Origin of the sequence: Nostoc sp. UIC 10607, from assembly GCF_047228265.1 — a bacterium.
Classification (GTDB): domain Bacteria; phylum Cyanobacteriota; class Cyanobacteriia; order Cyanobacteriales; family Nostocaceae; genus Nostoc; species Nostoc foliaceum_A.
Map to the genome: position 1 here is coordinate 42,638 of NZ_JBIQNW010000029.1, position 14,867 is coordinate 57,504.

Annotated in this window: 24 protein-coding genes; 1 reads left to right on the top strand and 23 read right to left on the bottom strand. The window is 46.7% G+C overall.

From position 1 onward, the window contains the following. Positions 1–55: 55 nt before the first annotated feature. Positions 56–697: an isochorismate family cysteine hydrolase YcaC gene (gene ycaC / locus ACEYW6_RS21985; RefSeq protein WP_412981421.1), complete on the bottom strand. Its 642-nt coding sequence runs from the start codon at positions 695–697 to the stop codon at positions 56–58. A gap of 105 nt (positions 698–802) precedes the next feature. Then, the gene (locus tag ACEYW6_RS21990; protein WP_412981422.1) at positions 803–1,060 is read right to left on the bottom strand and encodes an alpha/beta hydrolase; all 258 of its coding nucleotides are present in this window, start codon (positions 1,058–1,060) and stop codon (positions 803–805) included. Between the two features lie 45 nt (positions 1,061–1,105). Between ACEYW6_RS21990 and ACEYW6_RS21995 the strand changes: the two genes are divergently transcribed. Then, complete coding sequence (locus tag ACEYW6_RS21995; protein ID WP_412981423.1) at positions 1,106–1,315, top strand: hypothetical protein; 210 nt, start codon at positions 1,106–1,108, stop codon at positions 1,313–1,315. Positions 1,316–1,419: 104 nt separating this feature from the next. Here ACEYW6_RS21995 and ACEYW6_RS22000 read toward each other — a convergent pair whose 3' ends face one another. The 21 genes from ACEYW6_RS22000 to ACEYW6_RS22100 all read right to left on the bottom strand — a co-directional run bounded on the left by ACEYW6_RS22000 (position 1,420) and on the right by ACEYW6_RS22100 (position 14,749). After that, positions 1,420–1,875, bottom strand: a complete 456-nt coding sequence (locus ACEYW6_RS22000; protein WP_412981424.1) for a peptidoglycan-binding domain-containing protein — start codon at positions 1,873–1,875, stop codon at positions 1,420–1,422. 36 nt (positions 1,876–1,911) lie between these two features. Further along, positions 1,912–2,166: an SgcJ/EcaC family oxidoreductase gene (locus ACEYW6_RS22005; protein WP_412981425.1), complete on the bottom strand. Its 255-nt coding sequence runs from the start codon at positions 2,164–2,166 to the stop codon at positions 1,912–1,914. Positions 2,167–2,240: 74 nt separating this feature from the next. Further along, on the bottom strand, positions 2,241–2,642 hold the full coding sequence (locus ACEYW6_RS22010) for a RidA family protein (RefSeq protein WP_412981426.1): 402 nt from the start codon (positions 2,640–2,642) through the stop codon (positions 2,241–2,243). A 78-nt stretch (positions 2,643–2,720) separates the two neighbouring features. Further along, the gene (locus tag ACEYW6_RS22015) at positions 2,721–2,927 is read right to left on the bottom strand and encodes a hypothetical protein (protein ID WP_412981427.1); all 207 of its coding nucleotides are present in this window, start codon (positions 2,925–2,927) and stop codon (positions 2,721–2,723) included. Positions 2,928–3,118: 191 nt separating this feature from the next. Then, on the bottom strand, positions 3,119–3,406 hold the full coding sequence (locus ACEYW6_RS22020) for a hypothetical protein (protein ID WP_096646670.1): 288 nt from the start codon (positions 3,404–3,406) through the stop codon (positions 3,119–3,121). Positions 3,407–3,549: 143 nt separating this feature from the next. Next, positions 3,550–4,341 (bottom strand): CPBP family intramembrane glutamic endopeptidase, encoded by a 792-nt coding sequence (locus ACEYW6_RS22025; protein WP_412981428.1) that lies wholly within the window; start codon positions 4,339–4,341, stop codon positions 3,550–3,552. Positions 4,342–4,369: 28 nt separating this feature from the next. Continuing rightward, complete coding sequence (locus tag ACEYW6_RS22030; protein WP_412981429.1) at positions 4,370–5,113, bottom strand: CPBP family intramembrane glutamic endopeptidase; 744 nt, start codon at positions 5,111–5,113, stop codon at positions 4,370–4,372. A gap of 804 nt (positions 5,114–5,917) precedes the next feature. Continuing rightward, positions 5,918–6,967: an SGNH/GDSL hydrolase family protein gene (locus ACEYW6_RS22035; protein WP_412981430.1), complete on the bottom strand. Its 1,050-nt coding sequence runs from the start codon at positions 6,965–6,967 to the stop codon at positions 5,918–5,920. 223 nt (positions 6,968–7,190) lie between these two features. After that, complete coding sequence (locus ACEYW6_RS22040; RefSeq protein WP_412981431.1) at positions 7,191–7,568, bottom strand: nuclear transport factor 2 family protein; 378 nt, start codon at positions 7,566–7,568, stop codon at positions 7,191–7,193. A gap of 65 nt (positions 7,569–7,633) precedes the next feature. Further along, on the bottom strand, positions 7,634–8,572 hold the full coding sequence (locus tag ACEYW6_RS22045) for a DUF5996 family protein (RefSeq protein WP_412981432.1): 939 nt from the start codon (positions 8,570–8,572) through the stop codon (positions 7,634–7,636). A 70-nt stretch (positions 8,573–8,642) separates the two neighbouring features. Further along, positions 8,643–8,918: a UBP-type zinc finger domain-containing protein gene (locus ACEYW6_RS22050; protein ID WP_193914943.1), complete on the bottom strand. Its 276-nt coding sequence runs from the start codon at positions 8,916–8,918 to the stop codon at positions 8,643–8,645. A gap of 113 nt (positions 8,919–9,031) precedes the next feature. Next, positions 9,032–9,760 (bottom strand): alpha/beta fold hydrolase, encoded by a 729-nt coding sequence (locus tag ACEYW6_RS22055; RefSeq protein ID WP_412981433.1) that lies wholly within the window; start codon positions 9,758–9,760, stop codon positions 9,032–9,034. Positions 9,761–9,831: 71 nt separating this feature from the next. After that, on the bottom strand, positions 9,832–10,008 hold the full coding sequence (locus ACEYW6_RS22060; RefSeq protein ID WP_412981434.1) for a hypothetical protein: 177 nt from the start codon (positions 10,006–10,008) through the stop codon (positions 9,832–9,834). 98 nt (positions 10,009–10,106) lie between these two features. Beyond that, positions 10,107–10,475 (bottom strand): cupin domain-containing protein, encoded by a 369-nt coding sequence (locus ACEYW6_RS22065; protein WP_412981435.1) that lies wholly within the window; start codon positions 10,473–10,475, stop codon positions 10,107–10,109. A gap of 35 nt (positions 10,476–10,510) precedes the next feature. Next, complete coding sequence (locus tag ACEYW6_RS22070) at positions 10,511–10,741, bottom strand: AraC family transcriptional regulator (protein ID WP_412981436.1); 231 nt, start codon at positions 10,739–10,741, stop codon at positions 10,511–10,513. Between the two features lie 133 nt (positions 10,742–10,874). Then, complete coding sequence (locus tag ACEYW6_RS22075; protein WP_412981437.1) at positions 10,875–11,540, bottom strand: hydrolase; 666 nt, start codon at positions 11,538–11,540, stop codon at positions 10,875–10,877. 59 nt (positions 11,541–11,599) lie between these two features. Then, entirely contained in the window at positions 11,600–11,698 is a 99-nt protein-coding gene (locus ACEYW6_RS22080; protein WP_190946824.1) for a rubredoxin, read from the bottom strand. Between the two features lie 21 nt (positions 11,699–11,719). Next, on the bottom strand, positions 11,720–12,133 hold the full coding sequence (locus tag ACEYW6_RS22085; RefSeq protein WP_412981438.1) for a hypothetical protein: 414 nt from the start codon (positions 12,131–12,133) through the stop codon (positions 11,720–11,722). Continuing rightward, positions 12,126–13,019 (bottom strand): pirin family protein, encoded by an 894-nt coding sequence (locus ACEYW6_RS22090; RefSeq protein WP_412981439.1) that lies wholly within the window; start codon positions 13,017–13,019, stop codon positions 12,126–12,128. Before ACEYW6_RS22090 ends, ACEYW6_RS22085 begins: the two co-directional genes overlap by 8 nt. A 347-nt stretch (positions 13,020–13,366) precedes the next feature. Next, positions 13,367–13,855, bottom strand: coding sequence for a lipocalin-like domain-containing protein (locus ACEYW6_RS22095; protein ID WP_193914936.1), 489 nt, complete (start codon positions 13,853–13,855; stop codon positions 13,367–13,369). 30 nt (positions 13,856–13,885) lie between these two features. After that, positions 13,886–14,749, bottom strand: coding sequence for a dioxygenase (locus tag ACEYW6_RS22100; RefSeq protein ID WP_193914934.1), 864 nt, complete (start codon positions 14,747–14,749; stop codon positions 13,886–13,888). Positions 14,750–14,867: the final 118 nt, after the last annotated feature.

Below are 14,867 nucleotides of genomic sequence, written 5' to 3' on the forward strand. Positions count from 1 at the left end.
CTAGCGATGACAATACCAACTCAGTTACACACGAGCTAAAATAGACACTTTCTCATTATTTACTGGGAGATCCAGCACTTGAGTTTGCTGTATAGCTGGTCATCAGGTTTTTGTAGTCAGGAATAAACCCTGCTAAAAGACTACCTAGCCCTTCAATATCGTTACGCCAGTCACGGTGCAATTCACACACAACGCTAAACCAATTGACCAATTGAACTCCAGCACGAGACATTCGATCCCAAGCTGCATAGCGACAGGCTTCATCAAAGGTTCCAGAGGCATCGGTGACAACAAAAACGTCATAACCTGCCTCCAATGCCGAAAGCGCACAAAAAGTAACACATACATCGGTGACAATCCCGGCAATGATTAATTGCTTTTTGCCTGTGGCTTCTACTGCTTTCACAAAGTCCTCGTTGTCCCAAGCGTTGATCTGTCCGGGGCGGGGAATAAAGGGAGCATCGGGAAACTTCTCTTTCAGTTCAGGGATGATGACACCATTGGGGCCATCCTCAAAGCTAGTTGTCAAAACTGTAGGCAGGTTAAAAAACTTGGCTGCACTTGCCAGTGCTAACACATTATTTTTGAAGTCGGCTGCACCAATATCACGCACAAGTGAGAACAGTCCAGTTTGGTGATCGACCAGCAGCACCGCAGCATTATTTTTGTCTAACCGGTTGTACTTGAATGTAGACATGAGTTATTGATCCTAATTTGAGTTATTGGGAATGAGGAATTGCAGAATGCTCTAAATAGCTTATGGCGTAAGCTGTTGCGAGATGGACTCAGTATCCCAACGCGCCTAAAGGACGCAGCGAACGCCGTCTGCGGGGATTTTGAGACCGATGAGGTAGTCAGCGAGGATGTCGTTGACACACGCATTGCCGGCGGTGAGGGCTACACCGTGCTGTTCGCCCTCGACGGTCAGCAGGCTCGCGCCGAGCGTCTTGGCGAGGCTGATGCCGCCTTCGTGCCATGCCTTGCCATATTCGGAGCCGCCGCGAATGTTGGCGATCGCCGCGTTTGCCGCTTCTAAAATTGCTTTATTGTTCTCTGACATCTGAATCTCTCCTCTGTTCAAAGCAACAAAGTGGTGTGAGTTGTTATGCTGTTGCCCCTCACTGGTTTACTTCTAGGGACTGATAAACGGCTTACATTGAATCGCCTTGACATTTCGCAGATAGTTCAACTGTGGCTCGAAGTCAGTCGGACAGAAGACATAAACATTGTCCTGCGACAGGCTGATGACCAAACGGTAGCTGGGTGGAATCCCTTCAGAACTTTCGATCACTTCGATTCTAGGAATCACCTGTGAACTGACTTGAGCCAGGGATGGAAAATTGAACAGTAGGAGTACGCCGAACAGAATTGTGATTGCGATTGTGGTTGTGATTTTGGTTGAAAGAATCTTTCGGTTCATTAGAAATCTCCTGTGGCTTGTGGTTGTGTAATGTTCTGTTGTTTCCAGGGAAGCGGCGATCGATAGGGGTTTTCGTGCATATCCAGGACTTCCCAGGTGGTTGGATTAACTCGCCCTGTAACTGGGATTTTGTATCGTCTCTGGAGATCGCGTACCGCAGACACTGTGACCGCACCAAAGATGCCATCGACGATCGCCCCTCTTGGATTGCCTAACCTCACACCTGCGGCTCCTAAAAAGCCATTGTCTTGAAGGATGCGCTGTAACAATTGCACGTTTTTGCCGCGATCGCCTTGGCGTAAGGTAGGTAAGGTTAAATCAGTGTAGGCAGTGGCGATCAGAATGGGGGAGGTTTGTTGTGGAGGAATGCTGTGTGCGATCGCGGGATGAGTGAATGAACCTCCGAGCAATCCTGTTGCGATCGTTAGTACTCCGAAAATGAGTTGAAGTTTCATGATTGTCCTCCTGATGGGGATTGGTTTTATTTCGCATCAATTTGCGTCGGAGTGATTACTCCACTCGCTTTGAGACCTGCAACGAGGTAACGCTTGCTGATGAAATGCAGCGATTTCTTTTCGACCCTTGAGATGTGTGCCCTCGAACGTGAGGAAATCGGCAGTTTTGCTGAACGGGGCAGCAAAGCCTTCCCCGCTACCTCGATTCCAAGCATCAATCATCTGGTGAAGGAAAGCACGGATTGCCGACTCGTCAGCATTAGTGGTGGTTTGAGCTGTTTGTGAATTCACACTCTTGAGTTCTCCTTTTAAGTGATAGACCAGTTTTCGAGCAGCATAAATTGTGTTATTAACGCTTACAAAACTCACGGAACAATTGCAGTCACGCGAATTTCAATCCGCATCGTGGGTAGTCCAAGCGCCGCGACTCCTACCTGTGTCCAGATTGGAGCGTGGTTCGGCATATAATGACGAAATAGCTTGGACATCACTTCGTTAACCTCCGGGGGTAACCCGCCAACATGGTAAGAATTAACGTGAACCACATGCTCCCAACCCGCACCAGCCATCGCCAAGGTTTGCTCGACGTTCCGGAACGCCTGAGCAATCTCGTCTGCAAGCGATTCGGTAATTTGCAGATTGTCATCCCAGCCGCCTTGCCCTGATATCTCCACTCGATTGTCAATTTTTACCGCTTGCGAGTAATGCAATTGATTTAACAGATATTCCCCATAACCAGGGGTAACAAAAAACTTGGGCTTATTCATGGTGTTCCTCATGTAGTACGTTTGACTCTATCTCGCGTTGCTGAAACGAGTTTGTTTCGGCATCATCCGATTTAGACCCTAATGTTCAGAATTCACTTGCCATGTAATCACAATGATTTCTGCAAACAGTAAGACAACTATTAGCCGCGAAAACGCTTGTAAAATGGCTGCCATTGCCCAGTTCTGACTCTGAACTTCCCAGAGCATCCAAACAATGTTCACTCCAATCACTAACCAGGGTAGAATGACCGCTGAATTCCGCCTGCGATAGAAACGGATTGTCATCTCCCGCCAAAATGGGAAGGTACTGAAGAGACAAACGAGGTAGGACGCTCCTGCACTGATGAACAGGCTTATTTGAAGACCCGAAGGCAGATTTGGGTATCCAAGCGCGATCGCCGTTAGACAAACTCCCAGCGCGAGGTACAGGAAAGTAAACAAGGTAAATCGTTTCATTATTTCTTCTCCGGTGAAGCTTATTCTCTGTACCACACACGCACACATTGAAAGCAATTGACTGTAACGCCCTGGCTGATCATCACTGGGTAGACCCCATTACTGACTGTCACGCCGTAGACACCATCACTTGTGCTTTTCAAGCTATCTGGTAAAACAACGGTTTCAACATTGATCACCTGTATCGTTGTATTTTCAATCCACTGATTGACCTCACTCACAACCTCAGAGAAGGATTCATAATCGGAAGCTCCGCCGAAGGGTCCCCGTTCAGTAATCCGAGGCGCAAAATCTTTGCACTGAATCATTTGATTTACCACCTTAAAACTGTAGAGTTGAGCATCAATTCAAGTAGTGGGCATCGCCCACCATTTTTAAAACCTTTCTTTTTAAAACCTTTCACGGTAAAGCTTTGTGGGCAGTGCTAGCCCTACGATATCTATTCCAAAACTTAAGCCAACCTTGCCAGTAAAGCGCTAAGAACAGAAGCAAAAGCATGAAAGCTGATATGGGCTAACATTGCAGCTTCTAGCGAATATTGCCAAAAGAGCCAGCCAAACGCAATCCCCACAATCCCATTCAGTAACAACGCCCGAATAATCACAACTGGAGTGAGGGGAACGATCGCGGCAGTCGCTGGCAGGTGTAGTAGTCCAAATACCAACGCGGCTAGAACGATCGCACCCTGGTAAATCCCTTGACTTGGCAACGTAACGCCTTGTTTTAGCCCTTTCCACGCGGTCCAAACAAGCAGCGACATTAAACCCCAGCGCATCAAAATTTCCTCAGTGATGCCGCCATAGAACATTGCTGTGAGCAAATTCAACCAACTTGGCTCTGTATTATTGGCTGCCCGTAGCGCTTCAGGTAGGACAGGTTGCATCAACTGATCGAGCAACAAGAGAACGATCGCCGCCGCTGCACCCACACCCAAGCTCCACTTCATCTCAACGGCAAAAGATGGAGACTTAGCGGTGTGAAACACCCAATGATCAATCAAATGGGAGCTTAATCCAACACGATAGGCACAACCAATTCCGACCAGAATGCTGATTGCCAGTAGAATTGAATACTGTAGTCCTTGCAGAAGCATTAAAATCCACAATGGCGGCACTTTTTCCAGCATTTCTGGAGACAGTTTCGCTAACTGTTGCTCGACTAAAGGAATAGACGCGATCGTGAACATCACAATTCCCACACTGCCCAATACAAATAAAATCCCGAATTGTTTCAGAATTGCCATTGGTTTAACCTCCAGATGATCCGTACTATCAGCCCATGCCAGCAGCTACCATCACCGGAATTGTGGGCAAGTTGAAAACGACGTGAACAATGACAGCAGTCCAGACCGAGCCGCTGCGGCGGAAGACCTCGGCAGTGGCGAGACCCGCGACTACGGCTGCGGGAAAGACGATATTGATGCCATGACAAAGGGCAAAGATCACGGTGCTACCCACGACCCCGATGAACGAACCGTAGCGCAGCAGCGCGTTAGCGACGACACCCCGAAAGAACAACTCCTCGCCAAGAGGCGTGACGATACCGAGGAACAACGTGGCTAAAACCAGGGATAGTACTCCGCCGCTACCGCCCTCTGCGTACACACCCTGAACATTGTTGGTGTTCCCGGTGATCTGAATCCAGCCCAGAACTGCCAATCCCTTGAGTACAAAGGCAACCAGTCCGACTCCGATCGCAATGAGCAACCAGCGCTTAGAGACCGGACGCACACCGAAGGCGTTCAGGGAACGAATCCGCAGCCGCACAGCCACCGCGAACGCGGTTAGCGTGGCGACACCCGTCCACGAAGTCAAAATCAGTCCGTAGACCACGGGGTCAAGACCGAGCCGCCTGAGTAGCGAGCCAACCCCGAATCCGACGATCGCCAAGACGACAAGACCCACAATGATCTCAAGCCAGCCCGGACGGGAGGGCTTGTTAGGTGCAGACTGCTCCGAGGACGCGATGGGGGACTTCCATGACTGCTGCGAGTAGTTAGAAGGCACTTTAGACATGATGATCAACTCCTTTGATCCATTTGCTGATGGTTTTACGAACTGACGAGATCACCGACGACCAATTCGATCGCTCTGGGAAACAGGTTCGGATACCTCGTCGCGTTTGAACACCTTGTAGGCGATCGCCAGGAACACAGGGATTGCAACCAGCACCGATAGCGCGTGGAAGGTTGCGTGGAACGCGCTGACTGTGAGCAGGGCTGGGGTGGTCACAACGGTTCCAGTTGGTATTGAGCCGAGATATAAGTAAAAACCTGCAATATGGTCTCGAAACTCATACTATATATAGGGTTCAGCCATTTTTTAAGTAAAATTGGCAGGATAACGTAAATCTTGGGTATGTATCGCTACAAAAACTAGAGTATTTATTAATTTTATTTACAGGTTTTACAGCAAGGACTTTGAGTATCCTTCGCAATGGATTGTCTGTAACTATTACAGGCAAAGGATTATAGCCCAAAATATTAGCCTTCTGCCACAGAGTATTTATTAAACTCTTGGGTTGGCGAAAAGCAATTATTGACCCTCAGACTGCAAGTATCTTCAGGCAAAATCCTACTTTCGCTTAAAAAACGTTCAAACTTATATACAGCAGGGTTTTTCAGACCATTTTGCTGTTTTTTACTTGTATCTCGGCTCAATACCTAGATAAGGCCATTACAAATGCCTTAGATGCTGTAACTAAAAAAGACATTATTGGATGGTTCACGCACTGCTGTTACTATATTGCACCCAACTGAGAACCGCTATAAGTTTGGGACAAGCGCGTACAATGAAACCTACTTTGGCACGGTGATACCCTTAGCTACTATGAACTTTACGCCGTAGTAAACTTATTATACCTATACAAGATATCAAAGCTACAACATTTGATGGTTCAGGAACAGTTGGTGTTTTCTGTGTATCTAAGAAATTGGCCATATCTTCACCAATGATTTGATGTACACGACGAGTAGGATGAATCTCGTCGAAGTAATAATAATTATCAGGTGTTGAACAACCAGGCTCTAACCCCCCAGTGGTGTATAAAAGTTTGCAGGCATCATTTATATTGGTAAAACCAAATGTCGCTGGGGTAGAGCGAATTTTGTTGCTAATTGCAACATGGTCATACAGTGCAACTTCGACACCTAATTGCTTATTCAGGGTATCGAGTTGACCGGGAAGACTTTTATTGATAACATCTGTAAACTTAGCTGCCTCTTCTGAGTATTGCTCAAAAAGTGGTAATGCAGCTAAATCTGTAGAATTTACAACAAAAAACTGTTCTGCACCTAGCACTGCAAGTTGTGATATTCCAGAAACAATATTGTTAACAGCAGCATCAGCTAATACATCGACCGAACCAGTCTGATTATTAAAAAACCTTTCTAATAAGTCATTTGTAGATATAAAAATGAAGTATAATCCCTTAGAATCTGGCACGCGATTAACTTCTGCTTTATATTCTTCGATTTGACCGAATAAACCAGTATTTTGATATTTATCAAGCCAAGTACTTAAATTGCCATTACCGCTTTTTGCACCACCCACAGCATAATCTGTTAATTGTAATTTTTTTTGTTTTGCTAGTACCTCAACTGATGTTAAGCCGGAATTATTTGTCCATCGACCATCAGAGTCATACACGTCTACTTGGGGGAATATAAATGCTCCAGGCACCCCAGAGTTAACTGCTGCTGTTGTAATCCGAAGTGCTGCCCCATTATCTGAATAGCTATCACCAAAAGCATAAATACGAGAAATAGAGTTGAAAGAAGCAGCATAAGCATTATTAACACTTACACACAAAAAAGCCGCACTACTTACTGTGGCAGTAACAAATGTCTTGAAAGTTGTATTTTTCAGCATAGATCAATGCATTTCCCAATATCTAAAATTATGTTCAAAGGTGTAACCTTTACTTTTAATTCACTATGCTTATTCATGGTGTTCCTCTGTTCAGTAACGATTGTCGATAAGCGAAGTGAAATCGTAGTAAAAGCGAAAAAATTCACGGCTTTACAGCAATTCTTGATTATCACTCGGCGGACTTTCTGCTTTGCAAGAATACATCCTGACTTTTGCAGATGATTTACGCCGCTCTGCTGGTTTCATCCTTGACCTCGGTTTTGATAACGAAAGCCCTTAACTCGACAATATTATCGCCGCGAAAGCGCCAGACATCGCAGTACGAGTAATGAGCCGCTTTCCCGTCTTCGTCCTTCATGGTGATGTCGCCGAGTGCCGTGACGAAATCACCCTCAGCGATTAAGTTAGCGACCCTAAACTTTGGCGGCTCTATGTATGTCATTGCCATCCATTGGCGAACGGCTTCTTTTCCTTTAAGGGTCTTGTCACCTACAAATGTCCATTCCATGTCGTCGGCGCAGAACGACAAGAATCCTTCATTGTTGCCTTGGGCGATCGCCGCGTTTGCCTCTTCTAAGATGGCTTTATTTTTGTCTGACATTTGAATTTCTCCTCTATTCAAGTTGTCTTTGTTTTAACCAACTTGAGTTTAGTAAGTTCCAACACTCAACTTTGAGTATGTTCCAGCGCAACTCGATCCCAATGTCCTAAATTGGCTGCTGCTTCATAGGTGCTTTGGAAAAAAGCAAGGAGCATTGCATCTGGATCGTCAGTTTGTCTCACGGCTTCATAGGGTAGGATAAACTCTTGCATCTCTGAGCTGTAAAAAGCTTCTGTGGGTTGGATCGGGTAATTATGGAACCCTTCCGGCATAGGGTAAGCGTAAGCGTAAAAAACAGGCTCCACAATTGACCCACCCCCTGGCCAAAAACCACAGCTACTGACTTCGTGTGAATAGGCTTCTCGTGTGACCCAATCTGCCATATTCGGAACTCCCCCTGGGTGTTCTGGCGCACGACGACCAGAGAAACGAGTCACAGCAAGATCAAAGCTGCCCCAAAAAAAATGTACAGGGCTGGATTTACCAATAAACCGGGAACGGAATAAGGTCATGACCCGATCGACTTGCACAAGAATTCGCCAGAACCGTTGTGCATATTCTGGATCATAAGCTGCGTGTTGATAGTCCTGATCGAACGGGATGGGTTCTGACACTTCTTGCGGCATCGTCCAGATTTGAACTTCGATGCCGATGTCGCTCAATGTAGTTAGCACCATTTGGTAAAAATCTGCCACAGAGCGAGGAGCCAGTGCAATTTTTTTAGTAATGCCGTCGCTAGTGTCGATTTGTAGTTGATGGTCGAGAAAATCAAAGCTAATTTGAAAGTTACGAGTTCCGCAAGGGATTGAAGCGGTTGTTAGTCCACGCGGTGTGACATAAAGAGTAGATTGCCACCAGTGATTGAGTTTAGGTGCCAGTGCCAACCGGATTTTACCGATGATTTGCGTCCATAGATGGAGAGTTGCATAGGTATCCTGCCAAGCTGCTAAGGGCAAACTAGGCCAAACGATATCAATGGGAGTACTTTGATTAGAAACAGCCATGAAAATCACCCACATGAGGAGAACATGTTGAAGAAATGAGAAGGAAATCTAGATGAAATCAGAATCGCTATCAATAGTCTTTTCCCTGTTCATCTGCAAAACACCATAACCACTGCTCCCCCAATTCAGCCGAACTAACCACTGCATGACTGGTTGCTTCATAATGACGGCGAGCATGTTGATGCTCAGAAGAATCGCAGCACAGCATTTTGCCACAGGTTTGGCAAATCCGGAGGTGTACCCAGCGGCTATTTATTTTAATGCACTCTTCACAACGAAATACGGGATAAGCTGCTTTAGAAATCAGGTTTTCCACAGTTAGATTGTTGAGATGTTCGCAGGTCATAGTTTTTTGGTATCCCTGGTAGGAGACAACGGTGAACAGTTGGTCAAATTCTGATCGGTTAGCGCCCTTGTTTCGGGGATAAGCGATTGTCTGTTGTTCATCTCAACCATCAGCTAGTCGCGCCCTGCCGCAATTATCTTTTCTGCCAAGCCGACCGGGTTGGAAAACATCACCTCATGACTACCGGACATTTGTACAAGCCGAAATAGTCCCAAGCGGCTAGACATTCTGGGATGCCAACCCCACTGTTCGCCTTGAGGGAGGACATTATCTTCTGTACAGTAGAGGTAGCTTTTGGGGATGGGCAGCGAGTAAAACTGCTTTAGGTCTAACTTGTCAAGCCACGGTTGATACGGTTCGGGCGATAATTGTGCGTAACTCGATCGAGCCAGTTCGAGGTCAGCGTCGTTGATAAACGCTTCTCGCCAAATCTCAAAAGGTAGCATCACCGTATGATCGCCCGATTGTCTCGCTAGCTGATCGGATAACGCTTGAGAGTGCGGTGGGGTGTTATCGTTGAGGCTTTCACCATCATTGAGGACAAAGGCATTGAAGAAGATGAGTCGTCGAATGCGACCGCTGATTGCTTCAGCAACTTTGGCAATAATTGTCCCACCGAAACTATGTCCGACTAGAACGATATCGTTTAAGTCTTTATTCACAATGTAATCGACGATCGATTGCGTGCATTGAGCATGGTTGACGTTTTTGTTCACGCCTTTGCCATGTCCAGCGATCGTGGGCGCAAAAGCATGATGTCCCTTTGCTTCTAGTTGATCAATGACTGCCTGCCAAGCAGAACCATCATGCCAGGAGCCATGAACTAAGACAAAAGTTGACATAGAATCCCTCCTTGTAGATGTGATCTGAAAATCAAGCTCGTCTGTTCTCTCTTGTTCTCTCTTGAAATGGGTCAGTTCGCTGTGTATCCGCCATCGATCACTAAGGATTGTCCAGTGCCAGTGATGTAGCCGGATGCGTTTATGCCTCGTCTATAGCGCGGTTGCAGCACAATCGATGAGCTTGGCAACAGCATTGCATGGGCAACCATCCCAACATGGGACGCGCCATTCACTACAGTAGTACTCATGATGGCTCCTAGAGAGTTTCAATGAACATTGACTGAAAACGATAGCTGGGTTTCTTAAGATCGTGATCAATCATCCCTAGCAGTGAGATTTGCATGAATCAGACTGGTGCATAAATCGTTTCGTCTTCTTTGCGCCAAGCTGGATCAACTAGACAAACGAAAACAATGGGTTCGTTGCCGTAGTTGTGAAGGAACTGAATGGCATTTGGAGGAATGTAAACCGCATCGCCTGGTTCAATGCGACGAACTTCGCTATCGATCGACATTTCTCCAACACCGCTAATGATGTAATAAACCTCAGAAGTCTTTAGAAAATGGGGAATCGAAGTTTTGCCAACAGGCAAGATCGCATACGCCAAACTGTAACGCAAGTTGATGTCTTGTTTGTCAGGATGAAGCAGTTCACGCAGAACAGTTCCATCTCCAGCGATAATTTCTTCACAGTCGTTTAGTTTTTGGATCAGCATAAGTTTAGGCTTGCAATTACACAATCGGAGCAAGTTCAAAATCTGTAAATTTTGGAGGAGAAATTTGCCTGTTCCACGCGCCGTTGAATTACGTACTGATGGGGCGAAATCCCCATCGTTCGCTTAAACAAACTTGCACAGTAAGTCGGGCTGATGTTAACTACACTTGCCAGTTTGGCTAAGGATAAATCACGATTCAGATGAGCATGAATGTAATCGATCGCCTGCTGCAATTGGCTGTAAGTTAAGCTTCTATTCTCAGGCATGATAAATTGTACGACCTCAGAATAGTGGCGCAACAGATGAATCAATAACGCTTGAGACAGAGACAGTATTTTATCTTTTTCAAAATGCTGTCTCCTATTTTACTTGTTGCTTCCGTAGAGGAAACCTCAAGTATTAGTGTCCACCTGAGGTCACTGGAGGGGTTGTTGCAAGAAGCTGAAGTTCCCAGGCAAGGGCCACCGCACTAGCACCGCCATGCTCAAGAATAATATCTGATATACCCGCAGATGTTTCTGTGCGTGCCCAGTCACGCTGCCATTCAGCAAGTACAGCCATCCAGTTGATTGGAATTGCGCCAGCCTGAACCATACGGCGAACAGCCATGTCATGAGCTTCCGCAGTAACACCACCCGAAGCATCGGTAACGATGAATACTTCATAACCTTCACCTAGCGCCTGGATTGCTGGCATTGCGAGACAGATTTCGGTGTAAAGCGCAGCAAGTATAAGTTGCTTGCGGCCACTTTTCTTCACTACATCTGTAACGTTTGGATCTTCCCAGGTATTGATGAAAGTGCGGTTGATCGGTTTTTGATCAGGAAAAACATCCTGTAGTCCCTTAATGATGTAACCTCCTCTCTCTTCAATGACTGTGGTAAGGATTGTTGGTACGTTGAACACCTTTGCCGATTTAGCAAGACCAATAACATTGTTAATGATCATCGTAGGTTCATGGCTGTTCAAGTTGGTGAACTGATAGGGCTGGTGGTCAATCAGTACCAGGATGCTATCTTCTGGACGAAGCAGTCCTTCTAAGCCGATTTTTGGATTTTTAGACATCGCTATAAGTCTCCATTCAATGTTTACTTTTCAGACACGCCCTAGCGTGTGAGTCTGACTCAACGGGGTGAATCACACAGTTTTTTCACATTCTTCGCGCCACAGACTGGACATAACCAATCTTCCGGCAGATCCTCAAAAGCTGTTCCCGAAGCAATTCCAGACTGTGGTTAAGCGGGTTAAATACTGTCAGAGGTCAGCAACATCATGAAATCTGCATGAGCTAACACGACATCGGGGTGGCGTTGAAGCGCCGTGTTATACTTCATGGCAAACTCATTGCCCGATTCGTCGGGGCTGAGCAGTGTCCGAATGTCACTGTCAATCGCTTCAATTGCTTCTGATGTAACAGGTTCATCGGCATGACGCAACTCATCGATTTGGATAATCAATTCTGAGAGTCGATGCAACCAAGCAAACTGCTTATGACTAATCACCAGTTGTAGCAATTCACCTCTAGAAACTTGCCCTCGAACTTGCTCATAGGTAAGACGCTCAGTCTCTAGTAAAAGCTTGTGCAGATGCAGTAGTTTGATTCGTAACTCACTCAAGCGTTGATGTTGACTAGTCCAATATTGAAGTGTGTTAAGCATGAATTCGTCCTATCCTTCCTTCTTGGTAATCGTTGATCGCCTGGGTGATTTCAGCTTCAGTGTTCATGACAAATGGACCATAGCGCACGACTGGTTCGTTAAGGGGTACACCTGCAATCAGCAGAAGATCTAGAGGACGCTGAGTATCAGCAGGGTTGGAGATCACCACATCTTCTCCATCTTGAGAAAAGAGCACCATCTGCCCATCATCACCAGGCACTGGCTCTGTCCCAAACAACCCAGACCCCTCCAGTACATAGACAAAGGCGTTGTACTCAAAGAGTACAGGCTGGATTATCGTTGCCCCTGGTTGCAGTGTGAAGTGGAGGTAGGTTATTGGCGTGCGCGTCTGAATTACGGCTTTTGCCCCTAACGCTTCTCCCGCAATCACCCGCACCGTCACAGACATATCTTCGGTTTGAGCTACCGGAATGTGAGCCGCTGGAATTTCCTGATAGCGGGGCGGCATCATTTTGTCTCGTTGTGGCAGATTGACCCATAGTTGAATGCCGTGGAGCCGTCCACCAGTTTGGGTAAACATTGACTCCGGCATCTCGGAATGCACGACCCCGGCACCTGCTGTCATCCACTGGACATCACCCGGATTTAGTAGCCCGGCGTGTCCCGCAGAATCTTTGTGTTCTAACCGTCCATCCAAGACATAGCTGACGGTTTCAAAGCCCCGGTGCGGATGATCGGGTGCACCTTTTGCCTGACCCGGCTTTAGATTAATCGGACCCAACTCGTCGAGGAGGAGAAACGGGTCAAATTCAGAGAAGCTACTTTTGGGAAAGGGCCGACGTACAAGAAATCCGGCCCCTTCGAGTGTTTCAACGCTGTTGATTACTCCGGCAATGGTTCGAGACGTTTGAGTGGGGACAGTCATAGAATTGCCTCTTCAGAACTAGACAAATATGTGTATCATTTGAGCCTGACTCAACAGGGTGAATCACAGAGTTTTTTCGCAAGCCAGAAATGCAGCAGATCACTGATTATTCCTGCTGAAGAAAGTCCAGCAACAGGGGATTGATCTGAGCGGGGTGAGTCCAGTTGATGGCGTGCGGCCAGCCGGGAATGACAACCAGCTTGAGTGTTGATCGCCCAGCGCAGAATGACGAACAGGTAGGGAGCGGCAATCGATCGTTCGCCAGTGAGCCAGTTTCGTCCGTCGAGATAACCGAGGATAGCGACGTTTTCAGTGAGTGAAAAGTGATCGTACTTGCCTCTACTTCGTTATCGACAACGAACTCCCCTTGCTATAATGCGTTCCCACAGCAGCTCAAAAACCGCTTCAACACCATCACTCAAGACTGGCGGCGTCACGAGCGTTAGTCGGCTCTCATTAAGAGTAAAGGTGCGAACTAACGTTGTACCAACGCGATTAGGAATTGATGCAATTTTGATCTGGTGAGTTACTGTGTTGCCACTCAACGTATAAGTTCCAGCGTAAGCATTGAATGTTGTAAATGCTTGAGCAAGCTCTTCCACGGGTAAAGATTGCATCTGGGGAGTCAGAGGTGATCTGACCTCCTGACTCAGCGGTGAGCGATCGCTCCTAGAAAACATCACCATCATGTGACCATCTGATGTGTAAGTGATGTAGCCAACCGGATGAGTTCCATACACGTCTGGAGTCACCGTTCCATCAGCGTAAATGGCAGTTGCAGAAATTAACTTCCAAATGCCAATTAGCAGATTGTTCTGGATTGATGGTGTAGACATAATGTGCAACCATTGCTTGATGATTCTCCGCTAGAGAGTAGCGGGTTTCAACACAAAATCAAACTCAGTCGTGTAAAACGGTTTACTTTGATTGTGTGCCTTGAGTTCGTCTAGTGCTTCGTGCTTTTGCAATTGAACGATCGCCGATCGCACGGCAAAGGTTGTATCTGAATCCAGGTGAGGATCGCCAGCAATAAAAGTTTGTGTTGTCAGTGGAGTGTACTCCGGAGCACTGAGTTTGAAATGGATGTGAGCCGCCCGCCAGGGATGCCGTCCCAAGAGTCCCAGCAACTCGCCACATGGACCACTGCTTGGCACTTTGTAACCTAGTGGCACGACAGTTTCAAACATATACTTTCCACTCTTGTTCGTTTTGAAACGTCCGCGAAAATTCCCCAACGGCTGAGATGGCTCTTGGACATCATATAATCCTTGGGAATTGGGTTGCCAAACATCAATCAGAGCATTGGCGAGCGGTTGACCGTTCAAATCTAAAACCCTGCCTGACAGGAAAAGTGAGTCTCCTTCTGCATCAATACCCAAGCGATCGCCCATCTGCCGTTCTGGTGCATTCGGCACATACAAGGGTCCTTCTAAATTGCTTTCTGTACCGCGATGAGCATCGTGCAGCAATTCTACCAACTCTGAAATTCCCAGTAGATCTGTTAACGCCTGCATTTCTCCAGCGGGAATCTCCTGAGTGTGATGACTGACCCGGTTGAGAAAATTACGTCCCTGCTGCAACTCTGATTCAGTCAGATTCACCTCACGCACAAAGTCATGCAAATGTCGAACGAAGCTCGTGTAAATTTCATACAGTCGCGGGTGAGATTTACCGCGATCGCCATGATTAATGACGGCTTCAGTGATAGTGTCAAGTGTGATGTTCTGCACGATCAAACTCCTTTTTAGTTACGTGATTAATGATGGTTGTTTTACGGCGACCATCTTGACTTATAGTCTGTGTCCTAATCTAATTGGCTACAGCTATAGTCTGGTGACTTGATGCTTT